The 23,510-nt window shown below is 70.7% G+C and carries 19 protein-coding genes, 1 pseudogene and 1 riboswitch; of the genes and pseudogenes, 10 read left to right on the top strand and 10 right to left on the bottom strand.

What is annotated here, in order from left to right; genetic code table 11:
* Nucleotides 1-102: 102 nt before the first annotated feature.
* The 3 genes from ABZZ79_RS14295 to ABZZ79_RS14285 are packed head-to-tail and all read right to left on the bottom strand — an operon-like array spanning nucleotide 103 to nucleotide 2,116.
* Nucleotides 103-1,245: a cystathionine gamma-lyase gene (locus tag ABZZ79_RS14295; RefSeq protein WP_356689224.1), complete on the bottom strand. Its 1,143-nt coding sequence runs from the start codon at nucleotides 1,243-1,245 to the stop codon at nucleotides 103-105.
* Complete coding sequence (locus tag ABZZ79_RS14290) at nucleotides 1,242-1,733, bottom strand: low molecular weight protein-tyrosine-phosphatase (RefSeq protein ID WP_356689223.1); 492 nt, start codon at nucleotides 1,731-1,733, stop codon at nucleotides 1,242-1,244. The genes ABZZ79_RS14295 and ABZZ79_RS14290 overlap by 4 nt, the downstream gene beginning before the upstream one ends.
* Nucleotides 1,734-1,738: 5 nt before the next feature.
* Entirely contained in the window at nucleotides 1,739-2,116 is a 378-nt protein-coding gene (locus tag ABZZ79_RS14285) for a phage holin family protein (protein WP_356689222.1), read from the bottom strand.
* 58 nt (nucleotides 2,117-2,174) lie between these two features.
* Here ABZZ79_RS14285 and ABZZ79_RS14280 point away from each other — a divergent pair, with 58 nt between their 5' ends.
* From ABZZ79_RS14280 to ABZZ79_RS14265, 4 genes are all read left to right on the top strand, one after another.
* On the top strand, nucleotides 2,175-2,492 hold the full coding sequence (locus ABZZ79_RS14280) for a cupin domain-containing protein (RefSeq protein WP_356689393.1): 318 nt from the start codon (nucleotides 2,175-2,177) through the stop codon (nucleotides 2,490-2,492).
* A gap of 165 nt (nucleotides 2,493-2,657) precedes the next feature.
* Complete coding sequence (locus tag ABZZ79_RS14275; protein WP_356689221.1) at nucleotides 2,658-2,870, top strand: DUF5326 family protein; 213 nt, start codon at nucleotides 2,658-2,660, stop codon at nucleotides 2,868-2,870.
* A 328-nt stretch (nucleotides 2,871-3,198) separates the two neighbouring features.
* Nucleotides 3,199-3,978, top strand: coding sequence for a helix-turn-helix domain-containing protein (locus tag ABZZ79_RS14270; RefSeq protein WP_356689392.1), 780 nt, complete (start codon nucleotides 3,199-3,201; stop codon nucleotides 3,976-3,978).
* Between the two features lie 98 nt (nucleotides 3,979-4,076).
* The gene (locus ABZZ79_RS14265) at nucleotides 4,077-4,514 is read left to right on the top strand and encodes an SsgA family sporulation/cell division regulator (protein ID WP_356689220.1); all 438 of its coding nucleotides are present in this window, start codon (nucleotides 4,077-4,079) and stop codon (nucleotides 4,512-4,514) included.
* 98 nt (nucleotides 4,515-4,612) lie between these two features.
* Here ABZZ79_RS14265 and ABZZ79_RS14260 read toward each other — a convergent pair whose 3' ends face one another.
* The gene (locus tag ABZZ79_RS14260) at nucleotides 4,613-6,145 is read right to left on the bottom strand and encodes a YibE/F family protein (RefSeq protein WP_356689219.1); all 1,533 of its coding nucleotides are present in this window, start codon (nucleotides 6,143-6,145) and stop codon (nucleotides 4,613-4,615) included.
* Nucleotides 6,146-6,216: 71 nt separating this feature from the next.
* A riboswitch (TPP riboswitch) is annotated at nucleotides 6,217-6,394 on the top strand.
* Here ABZZ79_RS14260 and thiC point away from each other — a divergent pair.
* Nucleotides 6,387-8,189, top strand: a complete 1,803-nt coding sequence (gene thiC / locus ABZZ79_RS14255; RefSeq protein ID WP_356689218.1) for a phosphomethylpyrimidine synthase ThiC — start codon at nucleotides 6,387-6,389, stop codon at nucleotides 8,187-8,189. It overlaps the preceding riboswitch by 8 nt.
* 88 nt (nucleotides 8,190-8,277) lie before the next feature.
* Here the strand turns inward: thiC and ABZZ79_RS14250 are convergent, their stop codons facing one another.
* The 3 genes from ABZZ79_RS14250 to ABZZ79_RS14240 all read right to left on the bottom strand — a co-directional run bounded on the left by ABZZ79_RS14250 (nucleotide 8,278) and on the right by ABZZ79_RS14240 (nucleotide 11,925).
* On the bottom strand, nucleotides 8,278-9,141 hold the full coding sequence (locus ABZZ79_RS14250) for a hypothetical protein (RefSeq protein WP_356689217.1): 864 nt from the start codon (nucleotides 9,139-9,141) through the stop codon (nucleotides 8,278-8,280).
* A 193-nt stretch (nucleotides 9,142-9,334) separates the two neighbouring features.
* Nucleotides 9,335-10,429 (bottom strand): metallophosphoesterase, encoded by a 1,095-nt coding sequence (locus tag ABZZ79_RS14245; RefSeq protein WP_356689216.1) that lies wholly within the window; start codon nucleotides 10,427-10,429, stop codon nucleotides 9,335-9,337.
* 383 nt (nucleotides 10,430-10,812) lie between these two features.
* Nucleotides 10,813-11,925, bottom strand: coding sequence for a LacI family DNA-binding transcriptional regulator (locus tag ABZZ79_RS14240; RefSeq protein ID WP_356689215.1), 1,113 nt, complete (start codon nucleotides 11,923-11,925; stop codon nucleotides 10,813-10,815).
* Between the two features lie 484 nt (nucleotides 11,926-12,409).
* Between ABZZ79_RS14240 and hisC the strand changes: the two genes are divergently transcribed.
* Nucleotides 12,410-13,489, top strand: coding sequence for a histidinol-phosphate transaminase (gene hisC / locus ABZZ79_RS14235; RefSeq protein WP_356689214.1), 1,080 nt, complete (start codon nucleotides 12,410-12,412; stop codon nucleotides 13,487-13,489).
* A gap of 48 nt (nucleotides 13,490-13,537) precedes the next feature.
* Here hisC and ABZZ79_RS14230 read toward each other — a convergent pair.
* Nucleotides 13,538-13,948: pseudogene (locus tag ABZZ79_RS14230) on the bottom strand (cyclophilin-like fold protein).
* A gap of 209 nt (nucleotides 13,949-14,157) precedes the next feature.
* Between ABZZ79_RS14230 and ABZZ79_RS14225 the strand changes: the two are divergent.
* From ABZZ79_RS14225 to ABZZ79_RS14210, 4 genes are all read left to right on the top strand, one after another.
* The gene (locus tag ABZZ79_RS14225) at nucleotides 14,158-15,666 is read left to right on the top strand and encodes a cytochrome ubiquinol oxidase subunit I (RefSeq protein WP_356689213.1); all 1,509 of its coding nucleotides are present in this window, start codon (nucleotides 14,158-14,160) and stop codon (nucleotides 15,664-15,666) included.
* Nucleotides 15,667-15,686: 20 nt separating this feature from the next.
* Nucleotides 15,687-16,694 carry a cytochrome d ubiquinol oxidase subunit II gene (cydB, locus tag ABZZ79_RS14220; RefSeq protein ID WP_356689212.1) on the top strand — a complete coding sequence of 336 codons (1,008 nt, stop codon included), beginning with the start codon at nucleotides 15,687-15,689 and terminating at the stop codon, nucleotides 16,692-16,694.
* Between the two features lie 61 nt (nucleotides 16,695-16,755).
* Nucleotides 16,756-20,286 carry a thiol reductant ABC exporter subunit CydD gene (gene cydD / locus ABZZ79_RS14215; protein WP_356689211.1) on the top strand — a complete coding sequence of 1,177 codons (3,531 nt, stop codon included), beginning with the start codon at nucleotides 16,756-16,758 and terminating at the stop codon, nucleotides 20,284-20,286.
* 233 nt (nucleotides 20,287-20,519) lie between these two features.
* The gene (locus ABZZ79_RS14210; RefSeq protein ID WP_356689210.1) at nucleotides 20,520-21,563 is read left to right on the top strand and encodes a M23 family metallopeptidase; all 1,044 of its coding nucleotides are present in this window, start codon (nucleotides 20,520-20,522) and stop codon (nucleotides 21,561-21,563) included.
* Between the two features lie 16 nt (nucleotides 21,564-21,579).
* Here ABZZ79_RS14210 and ABZZ79_RS14205 read toward each other — a convergent pair whose 3' ends face one another.
* Together ABZZ79_RS14205 and ABZZ79_RS14200 are read right to left on the bottom strand one after the other, a co-directional pair.
* Nucleotides 21,580-22,518 carry an HAD hydrolase family protein gene (locus ABZZ79_RS14205; RefSeq protein WP_356689209.1) on the bottom strand — a complete coding sequence of 313 codons (939 nt, stop codon included), beginning with the start codon at nucleotides 22,516-22,518 and terminating at the stop codon, nucleotides 21,580-21,582.
* Between the two features lie 333 nt (nucleotides 22,519-22,851).
* Entirely contained in the window at nucleotides 22,852-23,400 is a 549-nt protein-coding gene (locus tag ABZZ79_RS14200; RefSeq protein ID WP_356689208.1) for an RNA 2'-phosphotransferase, read from the bottom strand.
* Nucleotides 23,401-23,510: the final 110 nt, after the last annotated feature.

Genomic DNA, 23,510 nt, shown 5'->3' with positions numbered 1-23,510 from the left:
CGGTTCTTAGCGTGCAGAACCGAGGACGGTCCGAGCCACGAGGGGGGAGGCTCGGACCGTCCGATCGACGTAGCCCGGGCCGAACCGGCGTCCGCACGACGGCTACTCGGCCGACTTCCGCAGCGCCCGCCGGACGTCCGCCACCAGGTCCTCCGGGTCCTCCGCGCCGACCGAGAGCCGTACGAAGCCCTCCGGCACCGCGTCGCCTCCCCAGCGCCCGCGCCGCTCCGCCGTGGACCGCACGCCCCCGAAGCTCGTCGCGTCGTCCACGAGCCGCAACGCCTCCAAGAAGCGCTCCGCACGCGCCCGCGTGGGCAGCGTGAACGACACCACGCAGCCGAACCGCCGCATCTGCCGCGCGGCGATTGCGTGCGAGGGGTCGTCCGGCAGCCCGGGATAGCGCACGCCGAGATCTTCGGGCCAGTCGCGGAGCGCCTCGGCGACCGCGAGGGCGGTGGCGCTCTGCCGCTCGGCGCGCAGGGAGAGAGTGGCGAGCGAACGGTGGGCGAGCCAGGCCTCCATCGGCCCCGGGATCGCCCCGACGATCTTGCGCCAGCGCCGTACGGCCGTCATCGCCTCACCCGCGCGGCCCGTCACATAACCGAGCAGGATGTCGCCGTGCCCGGTGAGCTGCTTGGTGCCGCTCGCCACCGCGAAATCGGCGCCCAGCTCCAGCGGACGCTGCCCGAGCGGCGTGGCGAGGGTGTTGTCGACGGCCACCAGCGCGCCCCGTGCGTGTGCCGCCTCGGCCAGGCGCCGGACGTCGCACACGTCCAGCCCGGGGTTGGACGGCGTCTCGATCCACAGCAGCCTGGCCCCGTCCAGGACGTCGAGCTGGGCGTCCCCGCCCGTGGGCGCGGTGCGCACCTCGATGCCGTACGCCTTAAGTTGCGTGCGGACGAGGGGCAGGGCCTGGTAGCCGTCGCTGGGCAGGACGACGGCGTCCCCGGCGCCCAACTGCGAGAAGAGCACCGCGGAGACCGCCGCCATCCCGGAGGCGAAGGCGAGCGTCTCGACGCCGTCCTGGCCCGGCGCCTCCAGCTCGCCGATCGCCCGCTCCAGACGGGTCCAGGTCGGGTTCTCGTCACGACCGTAGGGGTACGGACCCGTCGGCTCGCCCGGCAGGTGGAAGTGCGCGGCGAAGACCGGGCCAGGCAGGGCCGGTTCGTACTTCACCGGCTCCGGCAGTCCCGCCCGCACCGCGCGCGTGCCGTCGCCCTGCGCCGCGGGCCCCGTATCGCTCATGCCGAGTGTCCTTCCAACTGCTCCTGGACGGCGGCGAGCAGGCCGGTGCTCGCCGCCTCCACCATCTCCAGGCACTCCTCGAAGCAGTCCATGCCCCCGTAGTACGGGTCCGGGACGTCGAGGTCGTCGCCGGCCGCGGGGTCGTAGGAGCGCAGCAGGCGTACCTTCTCCGCGTCCTGCTCGGTGGGCGCGAGACGCCGCAGGGCCTTGAAATGGCCCGCGTCCAGGGCGATCACCAGGTCGAGCCGGGAGAACCAGGACGCCTGGAACTGCCGGGCCGAGTGGCCGCCGGCGTAGCCGTGCCCCTCCAGGACCGCCACGGTGCGCGGATCGGCGGGGTGGCCCTGGTGCCAGTCGCCCGTGCCGGCGCTGTCGACCTCGACACCGCCGTCCAGCCCGGCCTCCGCCACCCGCGCGCGGAAGACGGACTCGGCCATCGGGGAGCGGCAGATGTTGCCGGTGCAGACGAAGCAGACGCGGTAGGTCATCGGGCTCAGTCTCCGTCGGGCAGAACGACGTTCAGCGCCCAGGACACGATCGAGATGATCAGACCGCCCAGCACGGCCGTCCAGAATCCCTCGACGTGGAAACTGAGGTCGAGCTGGTCCGCCAGCCACGACGTCAGCAGCAGCATCAGCGCGTTCACGACCAGGGTGAACAGGCCGAGCGTGAGAACCATCAGCGGCAGGCTCAACAGGTTCACCACTGGCTTGACCAGGAAGTTCACCAGGCCGAACAGGAGAGCCACGAGCAACAGGGTGCCGATCTTCTTGCCCGTGCTGTCACCGGTGAGGGTGATCTTGTCGAGCAGCCAGACGGCGACCGCCAGGGCGCCCGCGTTGGCGATCGTCTTGACTACGAAATTCATCATGTGTCTGATCGTGGCAGACGAGATCCGTTACGAGCAGGGGCGTGAGGGCCACAAAGCGATGAAGGCATTCCGGCTGGACGAACTGGAGGCGCAGCGCGCCTCCAACGAAGGCGCCTACCTGCAATTCCTGCGGGAACGGAACATGTCGGTGGGTCTCTACGCGCTCGACGCGGGCGAGCACGACCCACAGCGCCCGCACAACCAGGACGAGGTGTACTTCGTCGTCAGCGGCCGCGCCTCGATCACCGTGGGCCTGGAGACCACCCAGGTCGCGCGCGGCAGTGTCGTCTACGTGCCGGCCGGGGTGGCCCACAAGTTCCACCACATCAGCGAGGACCTGCGGGTTCTCGTCGTCTTCTCGCCGCCGGAGAGCTGATCCCTGATCCCGGACCCCCGGGTTCCCTAGGGGATCGGTCAGGGGAGGACAAGGGATGCGAGGCCCCCGCCGGGCCCCCTGCCCGCCCTAGCATCGAGGGCAGGACATCCGAAGGACCCGAAGGGCGAACCGAGCCCGGTGGGACAGGAGAGAAAGGCTAGGGCGATGCGGGAGATCTTCGCGGGGCTGCCGTGGTGGGTGAAGTGGGTCGCGGTGCCGGTCATCGCCCTGGTGGTGTTCGGCGGGCTGATAGCGAGCGTCGTCGGCTTCGTGATCGCCCTCCTGTTCAAGGTGCTGATCTTCGTGGCCCTGGTCGGCGGACTCATCTACGTCGTACGGAAGTTCACGTCGAGCTCCTCCTCACGCGGCGACTGGTGACGGTACGGGAGCCGGTGGGCGGCAAGCGGAAACCACCGGTTCCCTCGGGCGAGGGAAGTTTTACGGGCAGGCCGTCATTGGGCGGTGACAGGCCGTTAGAGTCCGGAACTCGACGCGGGGACGCCCCCGCGACCGGCGTACACCCCCGTACACCTCTCCCGTGTTCCCCGGCACGGGCAGCACCCTCGCGCTTCGGGAGTGACCCTTGGCCACGGTTGACACCGCCCCCGCTGACCCCTACGCACCCCCCGCCCCGACCGGCACCCTCGCCCGGCCTCCCGGGCGCGCGGCCCCCGGCGGGTCCCTCACCAGGCCTCCCGAGCAGCCGGTGCCCCCGGGCGCGCGGCCCCCGCACCCGGTCTCCACGACCCTGATCAGCTCGGTGCAACGCGCGATGCGTCTGCTGGAGAGTGCCGCCGGACACGAACACGGGGCTCCCGCGAAGCAACTGGCCCGCGAGACCGGCCTGGCCCTGCCGACGGCCTACCACCTGCTGCGCACCCTCGTGCACGAGGGCTATCTGCGCCGGGACAAGGGCCTGTTCTTCCTCGGCTCGGCGGCGGAACAGCTGGCCGGCAGCGGTGAGCAGCAGAAACGTCGCAGCACGATGGTGGAGGCTCTCGCGCGATGGCGAGATTCGATCGGTGTCCCGGTGTACTACGCGCTGTACCGGAACGGTGAGATCGAGGTCGTCTGCGTCTCGGACACCCCGGCCAATCCCGCCGTGGAGGAGTGGGCCGACTTCCGCGAGACCGGCCATGCGCACGCTATCGGCCAGTGTCTGCTGTCCCAGCTGGCCCCCGAGGACCGCCGCGACCACCTCGATCGCTACCCGGTGCAGTCCATCACCCCGTACACCATCCGTGACCAGGGCGGCCTGCTGCGCAGGCTGGACCGGATGGGACGAATGGACCCGGTGATCGAGCGTCAGGAGTACGCGCTGGGCACGGTCTGCGCCGCGATTCCGATCACGATGGGCAGTACGGCCGCCACGATGGCCATCTCCCTTCCCGCCCAGCAGGCCGCTCGGCTCATCCCGGCGGCACGGCAACTGCAGAGCGAGATCGGGCGCCTTCTGGGGTCGCTGGCGATCTCTATCAGTATCTGAAAACTCACTCCTTGTGATCTGATGTGCACGTTGAGCAAGATGCCACCAGGATCAAGGGATCATTCCCGGCCAGTCGACGGCAAAAGACGGGGTAGGCGATGCGCGAGTCGGTGCAGGCAGAGGTCATGATGAGTTTTCTCGTCTCCGAGGAGCTCTCGTTCCGGATCCCGGTGGAACTGCGCTACGAAACCTGTGATCCCTATGCCGTGCGACTGACCTTCCACTTGCCCGGTGATGCCCCGGTGACCTGGGCGTTCGGGCGGGAGCTGCTCATCGACGGCGTGGGCCGGCCGAGCGGCGAGGGTGACGTCAGGGTCGCGCCGGTCGAGCCGGAGTCGCTGGGCGAGGTGCTGATCCGACTGCAGGTGGGCAGCGACCAGGCGCTGTTCCGCTCCTCGACGGCGCCGCTGGTGGCCTTCCTCGACCGCACCGACAAGCTGGTGCCGCTCGGCCAGGAGACCTCGCTCGCCGACTTCGACGCCCACCTGGACGAGGCGCTGGACCGCATCCTGGCCGAGGAACAGAGCGCGGGGTGAAGCGTCACGGCCGCCGAGGTGCCGTAACGCTTCACCTGGGGGCTCGTCCCGGGTGAGACACGCTGTTCTTCGCAGCCGACCCGATCCGGAGGACGGCCCTAACGCTTGCGGCGGCGGCCCCGGCCGGGCCGGGCGGTGACGGGTGAGGGTCCCGTCGACTCGGCGACGGCGAGGGACGAGGCGGGACGGTCGGAGGCGACCATCAGCGCGGCGAGGGCCGTCGTCACCGGAACCGAGGCCACCAGACCGATCGAGCCGACCAGCGTGCGCACGATCTCCGCCGCCACCAGCTCGCTGTTGGCGACGGCGCCCACGCTGCTCTGCGCGATCGAGAACAGCAGCAGGAGTGGCAGCGCGGCGCCCGCGTAGGCGAGGACGAGGGTGTTCACGACGGACGCGATGTGGTCGCGTCCGATGCGGATGCCGGCGCGGTACAGGCCGCGCCAGCCCATGGTGGGGTTGGCCTCGTGCAGCTCCCAGACCGCCGAGGTCTGGGTGACCGTCACGTCGTCCAGCACACCGAGCGAACCGATGATGATGCCCGCGAGCAGCAGACCGCTCATGTCGATCGACGGATACAGCCCGTGGATCAGACCGGTGTTGTCGTCCGTGTTGCCGGTCAGCGCCGCCCAGTCGATGAACCACGATCCGAGCACGCCGATCAGCAGCAGCGAGATCAGCGTGCCGAGAACGGCCACCGATGTCCGCGCGGACAGGCCATGGCACAGGTACAGCGCGATCAGCATGATGGCGCTCGATCCGACGACCGCGACGAGCAGCGGGTTCGAGCCCTGGAGGATCGCGGGCAGGATGAAGAAGTTGAGCACCATGAAGCTCATGGCCAGCGCCACCAGCGCCATTACACCGCGCATCCGGCCCACGAGCACGACCGCGACCGCGAAGATGCCGGCGAGCACGGTGAGGGGCAGCCGCCGGTTCACGTCGGCGACCGAGTACTGGAGGTCCTCCGGTGCGGAGGGCTCGTAGGCGACCACGACCTCCTGGCCCTCGTGCAACTGCCGCGACTGGTCGGGCTGGACGATCTCGGTGAACGTGCGCCCGCTGTTCTCACCGGTGTCGACCCGGATCGTCGCCGTCTTGCAGTCGCCGTTCGCCTGCTGCACCGCCGAGGAGCCCTCGGCCGTGGAGGTGTCGCCGGTCGGTGGGACGCCGGAGACGCCGGCCGCCTTGCAGTCCACCGGTTCGACCTTGGTGACCGTCGCCTGCTCCGTCTGCCGGTCGAAGCCGACGCCGGTGCGTTCGTGGTCGGGCGCGCCACCGGGCCACAGCACGGCCAGGCCCACCACGACCGCCGCCGCGAACGGGACCAGGATCGCGGCGATCACCTTCCGCAGATGCTGGGAGACGGGAGCGGCCGGTCCATGGCTGTGACTGTGACCATGGGAGTTCCCGTGTCCGTGCCCGCGCCCGTGGGAGTTCCCGTGTCCGTGCGGGTCGCTGTGTTCGTGGGAGTCCCCGTGCCCGGGGCGATCCCCGTGCCCCGGGGGGTTCCCGTGTCCATCCCCTGGACCCGTCCCCTGTCCTCCACCGGAACCAGGGCCATGGCCCTCAACGGGCCCGTGACGGCGGGGTTCGGGCGGCGGAAACGGAGGCTGCTGCGGTGTGGTCACCGCCCGATCATCGCAAGAACGGCAGGGGCCCCCTGTTCACCGCGCCCGAAGTGACGCTAGCGTGGGGACACCTTTGTACACGCGGGAGCTCGGAGCACCGGGCTGAGAGGGCGCTGACCTCCGTCTTCGCGATGTTTCACGTGGAACACATGGCGTTCCACACGAAACACCGGCAGACGGTGACCGCTGCGTCGACCGCCGAACCTGTTACCGGGTAATGCCGGCGTAGGGAGTAGGTCTCATGACCACCAAGGACGTACGCACGCCTGCCTCCGCGCAGATCTCCGCCGTCTCCGACGGCGCAGACAGCGGCGAGGCCGGGAAGTCCATCGGCTGGCACAAGGCGTATGTCGAGGGCTCGCGCTCCGACATGCGGGTGCCGGTCCGTCAGGTGCACCTCACCAATGGCCAGGCAGTCACGCTCTACGACACCTCCGGCCCGTACACCGATCCATCCGTGGATACGGACGTCCGCAAGGGCCTTCAGCCGCTGCGGGAGAACTGGATCGTCGCGCGAGGCGACACCGAGGAGTACGAGGGCCGCCCGGTCCGCCCCGAGGACGACGGCCTGCGGCACACCTCGCCGCGGGGCGGGCTGCGCAATCTGGACGCGGTCTTCCCGGGCCGTCCCCGGCTGCCGCGCCGCGGACGGGACGGCCAGGCCGTCACCCAGCTCGCGTATGCCCGCCGGGGCGAGATCACGCCGGAGATGGAGTACGTGGCCATCAGGGAGAACGTTTCTCCCGAGGTGGTGCGCGAGGAGATCGCGGCAGGGCGGGCGGTGCTGCCGGCCAACATCAACCACCCGGAGATCGAGCCGATGATCATCGGCAAGCGGTTCCTGGTGAAGGTCAACGCCAACATCGGCAACTCCGCGGTGACGTCCTCCATCGAGGAGGAGGTCGAGAAGATGACCTGGGCGACCCGCTGGGGCGCCGACACGGTCATGGACCTGTCCACCGGCCGCAACATCCACACCACCCGCGAGTGGGTGCTGCGCAACTCCCCCGTCCCCATCGGCACGGTTCCGCTCTACCAGGCCCTGGAGAAGGTCGACGGCAGGGCCGAGGAACTGACCTGGGAGATCTACAAGGACACGGTCATCGAGCAGGCCGAGCAGGGTGTGGACTACATGACGGTCCACGCGGGCGTCCGTCTGCCGTACGTGCCGCTGACCGCCAACCGCAAGACGGGCATCGTCTCGCGCGGCGGCTCGATCATGGCGGCTTGGTGCCTGGCGCACCACAGGGAGAGCTTCCTCTACGAGAACTTCGAGGAACTCTGCGAGATCCTCGCGGCCTACGACATCACGTACTCGCTCGGCGACGGCCTGCGGCCGGGCTCGATCGCGGACGCCAACGACGAGGCGCAGTTCGCGGAGTTGAGGACGCTCGGGGAACTCAACCGGATCGCCAAGCGTTTCAATGTGCAGACGATGATCGAGGGCCCCGGGCACGTCCCGATGCACAAGATCAAGGAGAACATCGACCTTCAGCAGGAGATCTGTGATGAAGCTCCGTTCTATACGCTCGGCCCGCTGACCACGGACATCGCCCCGGCGTACGACCACATCACCTCCGGCATCGGCGCCGCGATGATCGCCTGGTGGGGTACGGCGATGCTCTGCTACGTCACGCCCAAGGAGCACCTGGGTCTGCCCAACCGTGACGACGTCAAGACCGGCGTCATCACGTACAAGATCGCAGCCCACGCCGCCGACCTTGCCAAGGGTCACCCCGGCGCCCAGGAGTGGGACGACGCCCTGTCCGACGCCCGCTTCGAGTTCCGCTGGGAGGACCAGTTCAACCTGGCCCTCGACCCGGACACGGCCCGGGAGTTCCACGACGAGACGCTCCCGGCCGAGCCGGCCAAGACGGCCCACTTCTGCTCCATGTGCGGGCCGAAGTTCTGCTCGATGAAGATCTCCCAAGACATCCGCCGTGAGCACGGTGGGACCAAGGGGGAGATCGAGGAGGGCATGGCTCAGAAGTCGAAGGAGTTCGCGGCGGCGGGCAACCGGGTGTACCTGCCGATCGCGGACTGATCGGGCACTGAACGCGGACCGGCCGCGGACCGATTGAGCAGCCCGCCGGTTTCGGCTTGTGCCCCCGAGATGGGGGCGCAAGCCGGGGTCAGTCCGGTTGATGTTCCGGGCCGCCGAACTCGGGGCTGGTGAAGTCCGGGCTGGTGTATCTCGGACGGGGGCCCGCAGCCGGGCCCTCACCGGGGCTGGTGAAGCCCGGTCGGTCGTAGCCGAGGTGCGGCATGCGGCTCGTGGGTGCCGGCGAGGAGGTTCGGGGCAGTCGTACCGGGCGCGAGGTACTGAGCGCGTCCTGGAGGAACGGCAGGATGCCGCGCTCCAGGAGGGCCCCGCGCCAGGCCTGCCTGGCCTGTTCCACCTCTCCGTCGGGTTCGCCGTAGGGGCCGGTCTCCCGTGAGGGCTTGTTGCGCAGAGCGGTGAGCAGCAGGCCGACGGCGGCGACCAGGATCGCCACGGCGGTGACGGCACCGAACACCCAGCCCGTCGTGAGCATGGTCTCGGCGAACGCCCGGTCCGGATCGAGCATCTTCAGGAGGTAGCCGACGAGAAGGAAGATCGCGGCGGCGGTTCCGGCGAGGACCGGCGCCAGGACCGCGACGACGGCGATGGCCCCCGCGCCGACGGTCTCGGCCACCTCGCCCATGGAGGAGGCGAGACCCACCGTGCCCGTGCCCTGATCGGCGGAGCCGGACTCGCGCACGGAGGACGGGCTGGACTGCGGGCGTCGCAGTTCCTCGCGGACCTTCACGTAGTGCTGGTACTCGGTCGCCGCGGCGGCCGTGATGAGCGCGGTGGCGTTGAGGGCCATGGTGCGCAGTTGCTCGGGGTTGAGCCGCTGACCGACAGCGGCCAGTTCCGGACGGTTTGGGGCGGAGCGCAGCGCCTCATCGAGGATCCGCTCGTACTCGTGGCGGTCCTCGCTCAGCAGGTTCTGCGGAACGCTGTTCATGTGCATCCCCCGATGCTCCGTAGGGCTTGGGGCTCGCACGCTGACGAGCCGTCGGGCAGAAACGGAGGGGAGCCTGCTACGGATAAGCCGATGGTAGAGCGGTGACGGTGGCCGGTGACAGGGGGTTTGCAGAAATTGGGTCCTGGCCGGCGCAGCCCGTTCCCCGTGCGTGCATCTGGGGCTCCTGCCCTGTGAACGCTTACTTATCCAGGGGAAGTTGCTGCACCAGCAGCTTTCCGGCCATGGTCACTCCGCCGTCCATGGCGATGGCGAGGCCGCCGGCGTAGACGTGCGGGCCCTCGACGGAGGGGCCGCCGCTGTCCTCGCCCTCCTCCGAGCCGACCTCGCCCAGGAGGTAGGGGATGGGGCTGTGGCCGTGCACGATGCGCGTGCCGCCGTAGACGTCCAGTAGCGAGCGCACGGCGTCGCCGCCCTCGTCGCGGAAGGAGAAGCGCCTGGTGAACTTGCGGAACAGGTCCCAGACCTCGTCGGCGTCATTGCGGGTGAGGGCCTCGCGGACGTTGTCGTTGACCTCCTCGATGGAGGCGCCGTAGTCGAGGTAGGCGGTGGTGTCGGAGTGGACGAGGAGATGGCCGTCGACCTCCTCCATCGCGTCGAGGCGGGACATCCACTGCAGGTGGTGGTCCTGGAGGCGGTCCATGTCGGTCTTCTGGCCGCCGTTGAGCAGCCAGGCCGCCTGGAAGGTGGCGGTGCCCGCGCCGGAGTTGACGGGGGTGTCGCCGAAGCGTTTGGCGCCGATGAGCAGCAGCTCGTGGTTGCCCATCAGGGCCTTGCAGTAGCCGCCGGCCGCGGCGGCCTCGGCGGACAGCCGCATCACGAGGTCGATGACGCCGATGCCGTCCGGGCCGCGGTCGGTGAAGTCACCGAGGAACCACAGCCGGGCGGTGCCCGCGCACCACTGGCCGGAGGCGTCGATCAGGCCCTTCTCCCGGAGGGCGGCCAGCAGTTCGTCGAGATAGCCGTGCACGTCGCCGACCACGAACAGAGGGCCGGGGCCGGTGGTGGGGCGCTCGACGGGTGCCGGCGCGGGGTCCACGGTCACCTGGAGCGTGTCACCCCGATTGATGACAGGCAGATCGCGCTGAGTGGGGGTGTACCCCTCGGGAAAGTCGAGCGGTTCGGCGACGGGGACGGCATCGCCGGGGTGGGCGCTCTGCGCGGGGTACGGGCCGGTCTCGTGGACATACGCGGGCACCCGGAAGTCGCGCAACGTCGCCGTCCGCTCCACCTCGGGTCCCTGACCGGCCCCCTGAGTCATCGACCCCTCCACCATCGCGACGCATCTGCACCCGGTCGGACTGCCTGGTCGCAGCAGCCCGCGGTGCCGTGGGCCCATCATAGGAATGCGGATCGTGCCGTGTGATGACCCAGGGGTGGTGAATCGGAAGAGGACTCAGTTTCACCGCGCCTTTCGCCCCAATTGGGCCGACCTTAGCCCCGGCGGCCGCCCCCGCGGAGCCGCTTTTCGAATCGTGTCGTGGGCGGGGCGAAACCGGACCGCCCCGTTCCGTGAGCGGAGCCCCGCCCAATCGGCTCCCTGCCCGCGTTGTGGGCGCCTGAGTCCGGCCCTCCGAGGCGGGGGGCGAGGGGGCCGGCGGTCCGGCTTTCAGCGGGGCGGGGAGCCGGTTCGGCGCGGTGCTGGAGCGGCCCCGCCGCTCACCCCTCGTCGGGGGAGCGCGGCGGGCTGACCGTACGGCGGGTCGGACGGCGCTGGGAGGACGTACGGACGATCAGTTCGGTCGGTATCACCTGCTCGACCGGGTGGTCCGACTCGACGCCCTCGATGGCGTCGATGAGGAGCTGGACCACGGCCGTGCCGATGCGGCGGGGCTTGAGCGAGAGGGTGGTGATGGGCGGCTCGGTGTTGGCGTAGACCGTGGACTCGCTGCAGCAGACCAGCAGCAGGTCCTCGGGGACGCGCAGCCCGTAGCGGCGGGCGGCGGCGAGCAGGTCGGTGCCGTTGGGGTCGAACAGGCCGTAGACCGCGTCGGGGCGGTCGGGGCGGGCGAGCAGCCGGTCGGCGGCGACGGCGCCGGCGCAGGGGTCGTGCGCCGGGTAGGCCTCATAGACCGGGTCCTGGCCGACGCGCTCGCACCAGCGCAGATAGGCGGTGGTGGACAGATGCGTGTAGGTGTCGGTCGTCGTGCCCGTGAGCAGGCCGATGCGGCGGGCCCCGGCGTCGGCGAGGTGGTCGAGGATGCCGAGGACGGCGGCCTCGTGGTCGTTGTCGACCCAGGCGGTGACGGGGAGCGAGCCGGCCGGGCGGCCGTCGGAGACGACCGGTAAACCCTGGCGGACCAGCTCGCTGACGACCGGGTCCTGGTCGGAGGGGTCGATGACGACCGTGCCGTCCAGGGCCACGTTCGACCACACGTCGTGACGGGAGGTCGCGGGGAGGATGACGAGGGCGTACCCGCGGGCCAGGGCGGCGGAGGTGGCGGCGCGGGCCATCTCGGCGAAGTACGCGAACTCGGTGAAGGTGAAAGGTTCATCCCCGTAGGTCGTCACAGTGAGGCCGATGAGGCCCGACTTGCCGGTACGGAGGGTCCGGGCGGCGGCCGAGGGGCGGTAGCCCAGCCGGTCGGCGACCTCGCGGACATGGCGGCGGGTGGCATCGGGGAGCCGGCCCTTGCCGTTGAGGGCGTCGGAGACGGTTGTGATGGAGACCCCGGCCGCGGCGGCCACGTCTCTGATGCCCGCCCGTCCCGGACGGCTGCCTCGGCGTGAGGTTTCCGCGCGGCTCACCTGGTGCTTCCCTGCTGCTGTCATGGCGAGCCGATAGTAGGGCTCATGCGGTGGGGTAGTGCGGACGCATATGCACCCGTTGACAGGCACGTTTCTGCAAGGCGGACTGGGGTTAATTCCCTTTGAAAGCAAGGGAGTTAGCGGCTTCTCCTGTGGTACGTGGGTTGTCGGCGCGCACCCGCCTGCCAACTACCCGATGTTTCGAAGAGGTCTCAACTCACCTTCACGAGGGATGCGCGCCACGGCGCAAGCTACCGGCGCATAGATATATGTAGGGCGCGCCCCCGATTCGTGCGCCTTCCTCCGATGATGCCCCTGTTGTCGGTGTGACGTGTGTGGCGCACTGTCCCGGGGTGGGCGAGCGCTGCCCGCGCGGGCGCGGGGGAGCCGAACGAGGTGCAGTACGTGTGCGCTGACCCATACGCAGGCGGGCCGAATCCTCTTAAGGTGAGAAGCATTGGAAGCCGGCGGTGCGGACGGACCGCCGGTGATCGCGAGGAGGACTGCGGTGAGCGAGACGAGCCCGAAGCTGCGCGCAGAGCTGGAGGGTATCCCCACCTACAAGCCGGGCAGGCCGGCCGCGGCCGGAGGGCCGGTGGCGTACAAGCTGTCCTCCAACGAGAACCCCTATCCCCCGCTGCCCAGCGTGATGGAGAGCGTCACCGCGGCCGCCCATGCCTTCAACCGCTACCCGGACATGGCCTGCACGGGCCTGATGGAGGAACTGGCCGATCGCTTCGGAGTGCCGGTGACGCACCTGGCCACGGGCACCGGTTCCGTCGGTGTCGCCCAGCAGCTGATCCAGGCCACCGCCGGTCCCGGCGACGAGGTGATCTACGCATGGCGGTCCTTCGAGGCGTACCCCATCATCACCCAGATCAGCGGCGCGACCTCGGTGCAGGTGCCGCTGACGTCCGGCGATGTGCACGACCTGGACGCGATGGCGGACGCGATCACCGACCGGACCCGGCTGATCTTCGTCTGCAACCCCAACAACCCCACCGGGACGGCGGTGCGGCGGGCCGAGCTGGAGCGGTTCCTGGACCGGGTGCCCGGCGATGTGCTGGTCGTGCTGGACGAGGCCTACCGCGAGTTCGTCCGGGACGCCGATGTGCCCGACGGCGTGGAGCTGTACCGGGACCGGCCGAACGTCTGCGTCCTGCGGACCTTCTCCAAGGCCTACGGTCTGGCCGGTCTGCGCGTCGGGTTCGCCATCGCCCATGAGCCGGTCGCGGCGGCGCTGCGCAAGACGGCGGTCCCCTTCGGGGTCAGCCAGCTCGCCCAGGACGCGGCGGTCGCCTCGCTGCGGGCGGAGGACGAACTGCTCGGCCGGGTGGGCTCGTTGGTGTGCGAGCGCACGCGTGTGGTCGACACGCTGCGCGCCCAGGGCTGGACGGTGCCGGACACCCAGGCCAACTTCGTGTGGCTGCGGCTGGGGGAGCGCACCGCGGCGTTCGCGGCCGCCTGTGAGCAGACGGGGGTCGTGGTCCGGCCGTTCCTCGGCGAGGGCGTGCGGGTCACGGTCGGTGAGGTCGAGGCGAACGACATCTTCCTGAAGGCGGCGGAGGGCTTCCGCAAGGAGATCTGAGACCGCCCTTGTCGAGCCGTGATCGGTCCCCGGGAACCGGGGGGCCGGTCACGGCTCGACGCGTTCCACCTGGATCGGGTCCCCGTCACGGACCGTGGCCAGCAGGCGGGGGTCGCCGTCGAGGCGGCCGAGGACGTTGCACGGGCTCGCGAGGTGGCATTCCCACCCCGGGAGATCGGTGTGGGCCCGTAGGGGAGTGCGAGGGCGTCGCCGTCGGTCCAGGCGACCGTGCCCGGCTCGACGATCTGTCGGGCGCCGGTTTCACGTGAAACCGAGACGCCTGTGTCGAAGTAGACCTCCTCGCCCCAGGTGCCGGCGGTGGAGACGAGGGGCAGCGCCTTGGTGAGGGCCTGTGTGGTCGGGGTGTCGTCGAGGCTCGCGGTGAGGTGTCCCGCGGGGCCGGGCAGCTGGCCCTGGCCAGGAGATCCGTATGCGCGTCGAAGAGGGGCGTGTCTGCATGGCTGGCAATTCAACGAGATGTTGAAGTTGCCGCCAAGAGGGTGACCTGAAGGCCAAGGAGGGACCCCCCTGTCCAGTCCGAAAATCAGTGCGTCATAATTGCTTGTGAATGTGAACGCGTTCACAAGCGTGTCCCGGTTGCTCCGCTGATGGGCGAGACAAAAGGGGCAAACTGCCGCTGTGTCCACGGCGAGTAAGGAGACGACGACGTGGAATTGGCTTTGGCGCCCGAGACTCTGGCGCGTTGGCAGTTCGGCATCACCACCGTCTACCACTTCCTGTTCGTTCCGCTGACGATCTCGCTGGCCGCCCTCACGGCCGGACTGCAGACCGCCTGGGTGCGGACGGAGAAGGAGAAGTACCTCAGGGCGACCAAGTTCTGGGGGAAGCTGTTCCTGATCAACATCGCGATGGGTGTGGTCACCGGCATCGTGCAGGAGTTCCAGTTCGGTATGAACTGGTCGGACTACTCGCGCTTCGTCGGTGACATCTTCGGCGCACCGCTCGCCTTCGAGGCCCTGATCGCCTTCTTCTTCGAGTCCACCTTCATCGGTCTGTGGATCTTCGGATGGGACAAGCTGCCCAAGAAGATCCATCTGGCCTGCATGTGGATGGTGTCGATCGGCACGATCCTGTCCGCGTACTTCATCCTCGCGGCCAACTCGTGGATGCAGCACCCGGTCGGCTACCGGATCAACCAGGAGCGGGGCCGGGCGGAGCTGACCGACTTCTGGCACGTGCTCACCCAGAACACCGCGCTCGCCCAGGCCTTCCACACCCTCTCCGCGGCCTTCCTGACCGGTGGCGCGTTCATGGTCGGCATCTCCGCCTTCCATCTGCTGCGCAAGCGGCACATCCGCGAGATGAAGACCTCGCTGCGGCTCGGCCTGGTCACCGTCGCCATAGGTGGCCTGCTCACCGCGCTCAGCGGCGACACGCTCGGCAAGATCATGTACGAGCAGCAGCCCATGAAGATGGCCGCCGCCGAGGCGCTGTGGGACGGCGAGGCGCCCGCGCCCTTCTCCGTGTTCGCCTACGGTGACGTCGACGCCGGCCGCAACAAGGTCGCCATAGAGATCCCCGGACTGCTCTCCTTCCTGGCCAAGGACGACTTCACCTCGTACGTGCCCGGCATCAACGACATCAACAAGATCGAGCAGGAGAAGTACGGGCCCGGCGACTACCGGCCCAACATCCCCGTGGCGTACTGGGGCTTCCGCTGGATGATCGGCTTCGGCATGGCGTCGTTCGCGATCGGCCTGGCCGGACTGTGGCTGACACGCAAGAAGTTCCTGCTCCCGCGGGCGCTCAGGGCAGGCGAGGACGAAGTGCCGAACCTGGTGCTGTTCCGCAAGAAGGCCCTCGGCCCCAAGCTCACCCAGTGGTACTGGCGCATCGCGATCTGGACCCTGGCCTTCCCACTGATCGCCAACTCCTGGGGCTGGATCTTCACCGAGATGGGCCGTCAGCCGTGGGTCGTCTACGGGGTGCTCAGGACGCGTGACGCGGTCTCCCCCAGTGTGTCCCAGGGCGAGGTGCTCACCTCGATGATCGTCTTCACCACGCTGTACGCGATCCTCGCTGTCGTCGAGGTCAAGCTGCTGGCGAAGTACATCAAGGCCGGCCCGCCCGAGCTCACCGAGGCCGACCTCAACCCGCCCACGAAGATCGGCGGCGACCCCCGTGACGCCGACAAGCCGATGGCCTTCTCGTACTAGGCCGAGGGAGCTGCTCAGTCATGGAACTGCACGACGTCTGGTTCGTCCTCATCGCCGTCCTGTGGACCGGCTACTTCTTCCTGGAGGGCTTCGACTTCGGGGTCGGCATCCTCACCAAGCTGCTGGCCCGCGACCGGACCGAGAAGCGGGTGCTGATCAACACGATCGGCCCGGTCTGGGACGGCAACGAGGTCTGGCTCCTCACAGCGGGCGGCGCGACCTTCGCCGCCTTCCCCGAGTGGTACGCCACCCTCTTCTCCGGGTTCTATCTGCCTCTGCTGCTCATCCTGGTCTGCCTGATCGTCCGGGGTGTCGCCTTCGAGTACCGGGTCAAGCGGCCGGAGGAGAACTGGCAGCGCAACTGGGAGACGGCGATCTTCTGGTCCTCGCTGCTCCCCGCGTTCCTCTGGGGCGTCGCCTTCGGCAACATCGTGCGCGGTGTGAAGATCGACGCCGACATGGAGTACGTCGGCAACGTCTGGGACCTGCTCAACCCCTACGCGCTGCTCGGCGGTCTGGTGACGCTCACCCTCTTCACCTTCCACGGGGCGGTGTTCACGGCGCTGAAGACCGTCGGCGACATCCGTGAGCGGGCGCGGGCACTGGCGCTGAAGGTCGGACTGGTGGCCGCCGCGGCCGCGCTGGTCTTCCTGATGTGGACCCAGGTCGAAAGCGGTGACGGCGAGAGCCTGGTCGCGCTGGTCGTGGCGGTCGCGGCTCTGGTCGTGGCGCTCGTGGCGGTCCGGGCCGGGCGGGAAGGATGGGCTTTCGCCCTGTCCGGCGTCACCATCGTGGCCGCCGTGGCGATGCTCTTCCTGTCCCTCTTTCCGAACGTCATGCCGTCCTCGCTCAATGAGGACTGGAGCCTGACGGTCACCAACGCCTCGTCGAGCCCCTACACCCTGAAGATCATGACCTGGTGCGCGGCCGTCGCCACGCCGATCGTCCTGCTCTACCAGGGATGGACGTACTGGGTGTTCCGCAAGCGCATCGGCACGCACCACATCGCTGCCGAAGCCTCGCACTGAGTCCGCCCGGAAGGGTGTTTCACGTGAAACACCGCCAAACACCCTCCCTGGACCGAAGGGCATGTTTCACGTGAAACCGATCGATCCGCGTCTGTTCCGCCACGCACGGGCCACCCGGCTTTTCCTGGCGGCGGTCGTCATCCTGGGAGCTGTCGGAGCAGGGCTCGTCATCGCCCAGGCGATGCTCATCGCCGAGGTGGTGGTCGGCGCCTTCCAGCGCGGACTGTCGGTGGGTGAACTGCGCACTCCCCTGCTGCTGCTCGTGGCCGTCGCGGTCGGCCGCTCGGTGGTCGCCTGGCTGACCGAGCTGGCGGCCCATCGCGCAAGCGCGGCCGTGAAGTCGGAGCTGCGGGGGCGGCTGCTGGAGCGCGCGGTGCGGCTCGGTCCGGGCTGGCTGAGCGGTCAGCGGACCGGATCGCTCGTCGCGCTCGCCACCCGGGGCGTGGACGCCCTGGACGACTACTTCTCCCGCTATCTGCCGCAGTTGGGGCTCGCGGTGGTGGTACCCGTGGCGGTGCTGGCCCGGATCGTCACCGAGGACTGGGTGTCCGCCGCGATCATCGTCGCCACCCTGCCGCTCATCCCGGTCTTCATGATGCTGATCGGCTGGGCCACCCAGGCGCACATGGACCGTCAGTGGCAGCTGCTGTCCCGGCTGTCCGGCCACTTCCTGGACGTCGTCGCGGGACTGCCGACGCTGAAGGTGTTCGGCCGGGCCAAGGCCCAGGCCGAGTCGATCAAGCGCATCACCGGCGAGTACCGCCAGGCGACCATGCGGACCCTGCGGATCGCCTTCCTGTCCTCCTTCGCGCTGGAACTGCTGGCCACCATCTCGGTGGCCCTGGTCGCCGTGACGATCGGCATGCGCCTCGTGCACGGCGAGATGGACCTCTACACCGGGCTGGTCATCCTCGTGCTCGCCCCCGAGGCGTATCTGCCGCTGCGGCAGGTGGGCGCGCAGTATCACGCGGCGGCGGAGGGACTCGCGGCCGCCGAGGAGATCTTCGAGGTCCTGGAGACGCCCGTTCCGGACTCCGGCACCGGGCCCGCGCCCGCGGGGGAGCTCTCGCTCGACCTCGACGGCGTCCATGTCCGCTACCCCGGCCGGTCGGCGGACGCCGTCACCGATGTCTCCTTCGCCGTGCGGCCCGGGGAGACGGTGGCGCTCGTCGGACCGAGCGGCGCGGGCAAGTCGACGCTGCTGCACGTCCTGCTGGGGTTCGTGAGACCGACCGCCGGACAGGTGCGGGTCGGCGGGGCGGACCTCGCCGGGACCGACCTGGAGCAGTGGCGGTCCACGGTCGCGTGGGTGCCGCAGCGGCCGCATCTGTACGCCGGGACCATCGCGGACAACGTCCGGCTCGCCCGTCCCGACGCCGACGACACAGCCGTACGACGGGCCCTGCGGGACGCCGGGGCGCTGGAGTTCGTGGACGCGCTGCCCCTCGGCGCCGCCACTATGCTCGGCGAGGACGGGGCCGGGCTCTCGGCCGGGCAGCGGCAGCGGCTCGCGCTGGCGCGGGCCTTCCTCGCCGACCGTCCCGTGCTGCTCCTCGACGAGCCGACGGCCGCGCTGGACGGGGAGACCGAGGCCGAGGTCGTGGCCGCGGTGCGGCGGCTGTCCGCCGGGCGCACGGTGCTGCTCGTCGTGCACCGGCCGGCGCTGCTGGCGGTGGCGGACCGGGTGGTACGGCTGGAGGCCCCGCAGGAGCCCGAGGGGACACCCCGGGCCCGGACCACGGCGACGACCCCGGCGGCCCGAACCGCCGCCGAGGAGACGCCCGAACACACCCCTGCTCCTGAGCAGGCGGCAGCCGCCTCCCCGTCGGACCGGCCCATGACGCCTGTCCTCGCCCGCGTCCGCGCCCTCGCCGGCCCCCGGCGCGGCCGGCTCGCTCTCGCCCTGGTGCTGGGCAGCCTCGCCCTCGCGAGTGCCGTCGGGCTCATGGCGACCTCCGGGTGGCTCATCTCGCGGGCCTCGCAGCAGCCGCCCGTGCTGTATCTGATGGTGGCCGTGACGGCCACGCGCGCTTTCGGCATCGGCCGGGCGGTGTTCCGGTACGGGGAGCGGCTGGTGGCGCACGACGCCGTGCTGCGGATGCTGGCCGACACCCGGGTCGCGGTGTACCGGCGTCTGGAACGGCTGGCGCCCGCCGGGCTGCGCGCCACCCGCCGCGGCGACCTGCTCAGCCGTCTCGTCGCCGATGTGGACGCCCTACAGGACTACTGGCTTCGGTGGCTGCTGCCTGCCGGGGCGGCGACGCTGGTGTCGGCGCTGTCCGTGGCCCTCACGGGCTGGCTGCTGCCGGAGGCGGGCGCGGTCCTGGCGATCGGACTGCTCGCGGCCGGGGCCGGGGTGCCCCTCGTCACGGGTGCGGTCGCCCGCCGGGCCGAGCGCCGGCTGGCGCCCGCCCGGGGCGCGCTCGCCACGCGCGTCGCCGACCTGCTCTCCGGTACCGCGGAACTCACCGTCGCCGGAGCGCTGCCCCGCCGTACGGCCGAGGCACGGGACGCGGACCGGGAGCTCACCCGGATCGCCTCGCGCACGGCTGCGGCGACCGCGCTCGGCGACGGACTCACCGCACTGGTCTGCGGAATGACTGTGGCCGGGGCCGCGCTGGTGGGCGCGCAGGCGGTGGCCGACGGGCGGCTGAGCGGCGTGACCATGGCCGTGGTCGTGCTGACCCCGCTGGCCGCCTTCGAGGCCGTGCTCGGGCTGCCGCTCGCCGTGCAGTTCCGGCAGCGCGTGCGCAAGAGCGCGGAGCGGGTCTACGAGGTGCTGGACGCCCCCGAGCCCGTGCGTGAGCCGCAGCGGCCGCGGCAGGCGCCCGCCTCGCCGTTCCCGCTCGTCGTCAAGGACCTGGCCGCGCGGCACGCCGGGCAGGACCGGGCTGCGCTGGCCGGGCTGGAGCTGCGGCTGGAGCGGGGCCACCGAGTGGCCGTGGTCGGGGCGTCCGGGTCCGGCAAGACCACGCTGGCGCAGGTGCTGCTGCGCTTCCTGGACGCGGACGCGGGCTCGTACACGCTCGGCGGTGTGGACGCGTACGCGCTCGACGGCGACGACGTACGGCGGCTCGTCGGGCTGTGCGCGCAGGACGCGCACCTCTTCGACAGCTCCGTACGGGAGAACCTGCTGCTGGCGCGGCGCGGGGCCACCGACGCCGAACTGTGCGACGCGCTGGCCCGGGTGCGGCTGCTCGACTGGGTGGAGGGCCTCCCGGACGGGCTCGACACGCTGGTCGGGGAGCACGGGGCCCGGCTGTCCGGCGGGCAGCGGCAGCGGCTGGCGCTGGCCCGCGCGCTGCTCGCCGACTTCCCCGTGCTGGTCCTCGACGAGCCCGCCGAGCATCTCGACCTGCCCACGGCCGACGCGCTGACCGCCGATCTGCTGGCCGCCACCGAGGGCCGGACGACGCTGCTGATCACGCACCGGCTGGCCGGACTGCGCGACGTGGACGAGGTGATCGTGCTGGCCGACGGGCAGGTGGTCCAGCGCGGCGGCTTCGCGGAACTGACCGCCGTGGCAGGCCCCTTGCGGGAGATGGCGGAGCGGGAGGCGGCGACGGAGGCCCTGGCGGTGGCGACGCCGTAGGCCCCGGCCGCGGTGGCAAGGGGCAGAGGTCCGGTCGCGGCGGCAAGGGGGCGGAGGTCCGGTCGTCGGGGCGCTCCGGCGACCGCCGCCAGGAGCCGGGTGCGGTGACAGGTGTGGGACGGCTGTGGTGACGCCCTGGGGTGACGCCTCGTCACCCCATTTGCAGCAATGGGTCCCCCAGCCGTACGACTTGAACAGGACTCGGAGTGGGGACCGGGGCCACGATCACTGACATGCCCTCACTTCGCCGTCACCCCCTGATCGTTCCGGTGCTGCTGATCGCGGGCGCCGTCCTCGCCGCGCGCCCCGCGGCCTCCGACCCCGGCGGTGCCGCCGACAGCACGGCGGCGCAGGTGGCCCGGCTGTACGCGGACGCGGCGGTGGCCACCCGGCAGTACGAGGACGGGCGGCGGGCGGCCGAGGGGCAGCGGGCGCAGGCGCAGCACTACGAGGCGCTGCTGGACCGCCAGCGGCGGGAGATCGCCTTGCTGCGCGAGGATCTGGGCCGGCTCGCGCGCGCCCAGTACCGCGACGGCGGCGGGCTGCCGGTCGCCGCGCAGATCGTGCTGGCCGGCACCCCGGAGGAGCTGATGCGCGGTCAGCACATGTTCTCGCAGGCCAACCTGGCGCTCGACAACGCGATCGACAAGAACCGCCGCGCGGAGGAGCGGCTCGCGGCCGACGAGGTGAAGGCCGCGGCGGCGTGGCGGGACCTGGAGAAGCGCAGGGGTGAACTCGACGCACTGAAGCAGACCATCGAGCTGAAGCTGGAGGAGGCGCGCTCCCGGCTCCAGGGAGAGGCGGACGCCTCGGCCCTCGCGGGCAGCTGCCGGGGTGCGGCACGGCTCGAACAGCCGCCCGCACCGGTCACCCAGGGCTGGGTGGCGCCGGTGGAGACGTACGAGCTGTCGGCGGGCTTCGGCAGCGGTGGCGACCGTTGGGCGAACCGGCACACCGGGCAGGACTTCGCGGTGTCGATCGGTACGCCGGTGCGCTCGGTCGGCGACGGCAGGGTGGCGGCCGTGTCCTGCGGGGGTGCCTTCGGCATCCAGGTGCTCGTCGAGCATCCAGGCGGCTACTACACGCAGTACGCCCATCTGGCCTCGGTCGCCGTCGACGAGGGCGAGCGGGTGACCGCCGGGCAGTGGATCGGCCAGTCCGGCACGACCGGCAACTCGACCGGCCCGCATCTGCACTTCGAGGTCCGGGTCACGCCCGAGCTGGGCTCGGGGGTCGACCCGGTGCCGTGGCTGGCCGCGCGGGGGGTGAACCTGTGACGGCCGGGCGGAGGCCCTAGGCCCGCGCCAGCAACTCCTCGATCACCACGGCCACCCCGTCCTCGTTGTTGGCGACCGTATGGCCCGAGGCCGCGGCGAGCACGTCCGGGTGGGCGTTGCCCATCGCGTAGGAGCGGCCCGCCCAGGTGAGCATCTCGACGTCGTTCGGCATGTCGCCGAAGGCCACGACCTCCTCGTGCGAGATGCCGCGTTCGGCGCAGCACAGGGCGAGGGTGCTGGCCTTGGAGACGCCGGGGCCGCTGATCTCCAGCAGGGCGCTGGGGCTGGAACGGGTGACGTTCGCGCGCTCGCCGATGGCGAGGCGGGCCAGGGTGAGGAAGGCGTCGGGGTCGAGCGTGGGGTGGAAGGCGAGGATCTTCAGCACGGGTTCGCCGGCGCCTGGCGCGTCCGGGCCGAGCAGTTCCTCGGCGGACGCCAGGGCGTCCGGGACCTCCATGTGCAGCTTCGGGTAGTCCGGCTCCTGGTTGAAGCCGTACGTCTGCTCGACGGCGTACATCGTGCCGGGCGCGGCGTCCCGCAGCAGCCGTACGGAGTCCAGGGCGTTCTCCCGGGCCAGCTCGCGCACCTTGACGAAGCGGTGCGCGCCGGGACCGCCGTGCAGGTCGACGACGGCGGCGCCGTTGCCGCAGATGGCCAGGCCGTGGCCGTGGACGTGGTCGCTGACGACGTCCATCCAGCGGGCCGGGCGGCCGGTGACGAAGAAGACCTCGATGCCGGCCTCCTCGGCGGCGGCCAGCGCGGCCACCGTCCGCGGGGAGACCGACTTGTCGTCACGCAGGAGCGTGCCGTCGAGGTCGGTGGCGATCAGTCGCGGTCGGACGACCGGGTCGCCCGCCCGGCCGGGCGATATGGCGTCGAGCGAGGTCGAGAGCGGGGAGGAGGCCGGGGGCTCGGGCTGTCGCGTCGCTGAGGTCACCCGGCCATTCTCGCGCATATGCCCGCACGGGCGTGCGGCAGTCCGCACATCTGGGCGGCCCGGGCCCCGGCCGTCGGGCGTACCCGGCTCCTGGCCGTCGAGCACGCAGGTGTTCCTGGCTCCTGGCGTCGAGCGCGGAGGCGTTCCCGGCCCCCAGCGGGACCTCGCCGCACTCCGGGCCACGGGCTCTCCGCAGCCGTGTGGGCCAGCGATCCCGCCACCGTGCTCCGCTTCGACACGGCTCGTTCCCACCCTCAGCGCGGCGCGGTCTCAGCCAGTCGGCCCGGCTCCGCCTCGACGCGTCTCGGTCCCAGCTTCAGCCCGGCGCGGTCCCCGGCCGCGGCGGGCGCCTCAGTGCGACTCCGAGAACCGCAGATAGCCCGGCGGCACGGCCTTCGTCAGCCACACCCCGTTCGCGCTGACGTGGAAGACATGGCCGTCCCGGTGCATGGCGCCCGCGTCCACCGTCAGCACGACGGGCCGCCCCCGACGGGCACCGACCCGCGTGGCGGTCTCCCGGTCCGCGGACAGATGCACGTCATGGCGGTTCATCGGCCGCAGCCCCTCCGCGCGGATCGCGTCCAGATTGCGGGCCACGGTCCCGTGGTACAGATACGGCGGCGGGGTCGCCGGCGGCAGGCCCAGCTCCACCTCGACGCTGTGGCCCTGGCTGGCGCGGATCCGGGTGCCCTCGACGGCGAAGCGTTTCTTGTCGTTCGCGGCCACCACATGATCCAGTTCCTCGCGCGTGAAGTGGAACCCGTGCGCGGTGGCGGCCGTGATCAGCGTGTCGATCTCCACCCAGCCGCCCTCGTCCAGGGTGAGTCCGATCCGCTCCGGCTGGTGGCGTAGATGCTTGGAGAGGTACTTCGACACCTTCACGGTGCGTCTTTCGTCCATGCGACACAGCATGCCGAGCGGGCGACTCTCACGCACTTTCTTTCCGGCGGAGGTTTGATCCACAAACAACAGCGGTTATCCACAGGTAAATTGGCCTGGATGTGGACAAC

This window comes from Streptomyces sp. NPDC006458 (assembly GCF_040612135.1).
In the GTDB taxonomy this organism is placed as follows: Bacteria; Actinomycetota; Actinomycetes; order Streptomycetales; family Streptomycetaceae; genus Streptomyces.
This window is presented reverse-complemented; position numbering and strand designations above follow the sequence as displayed.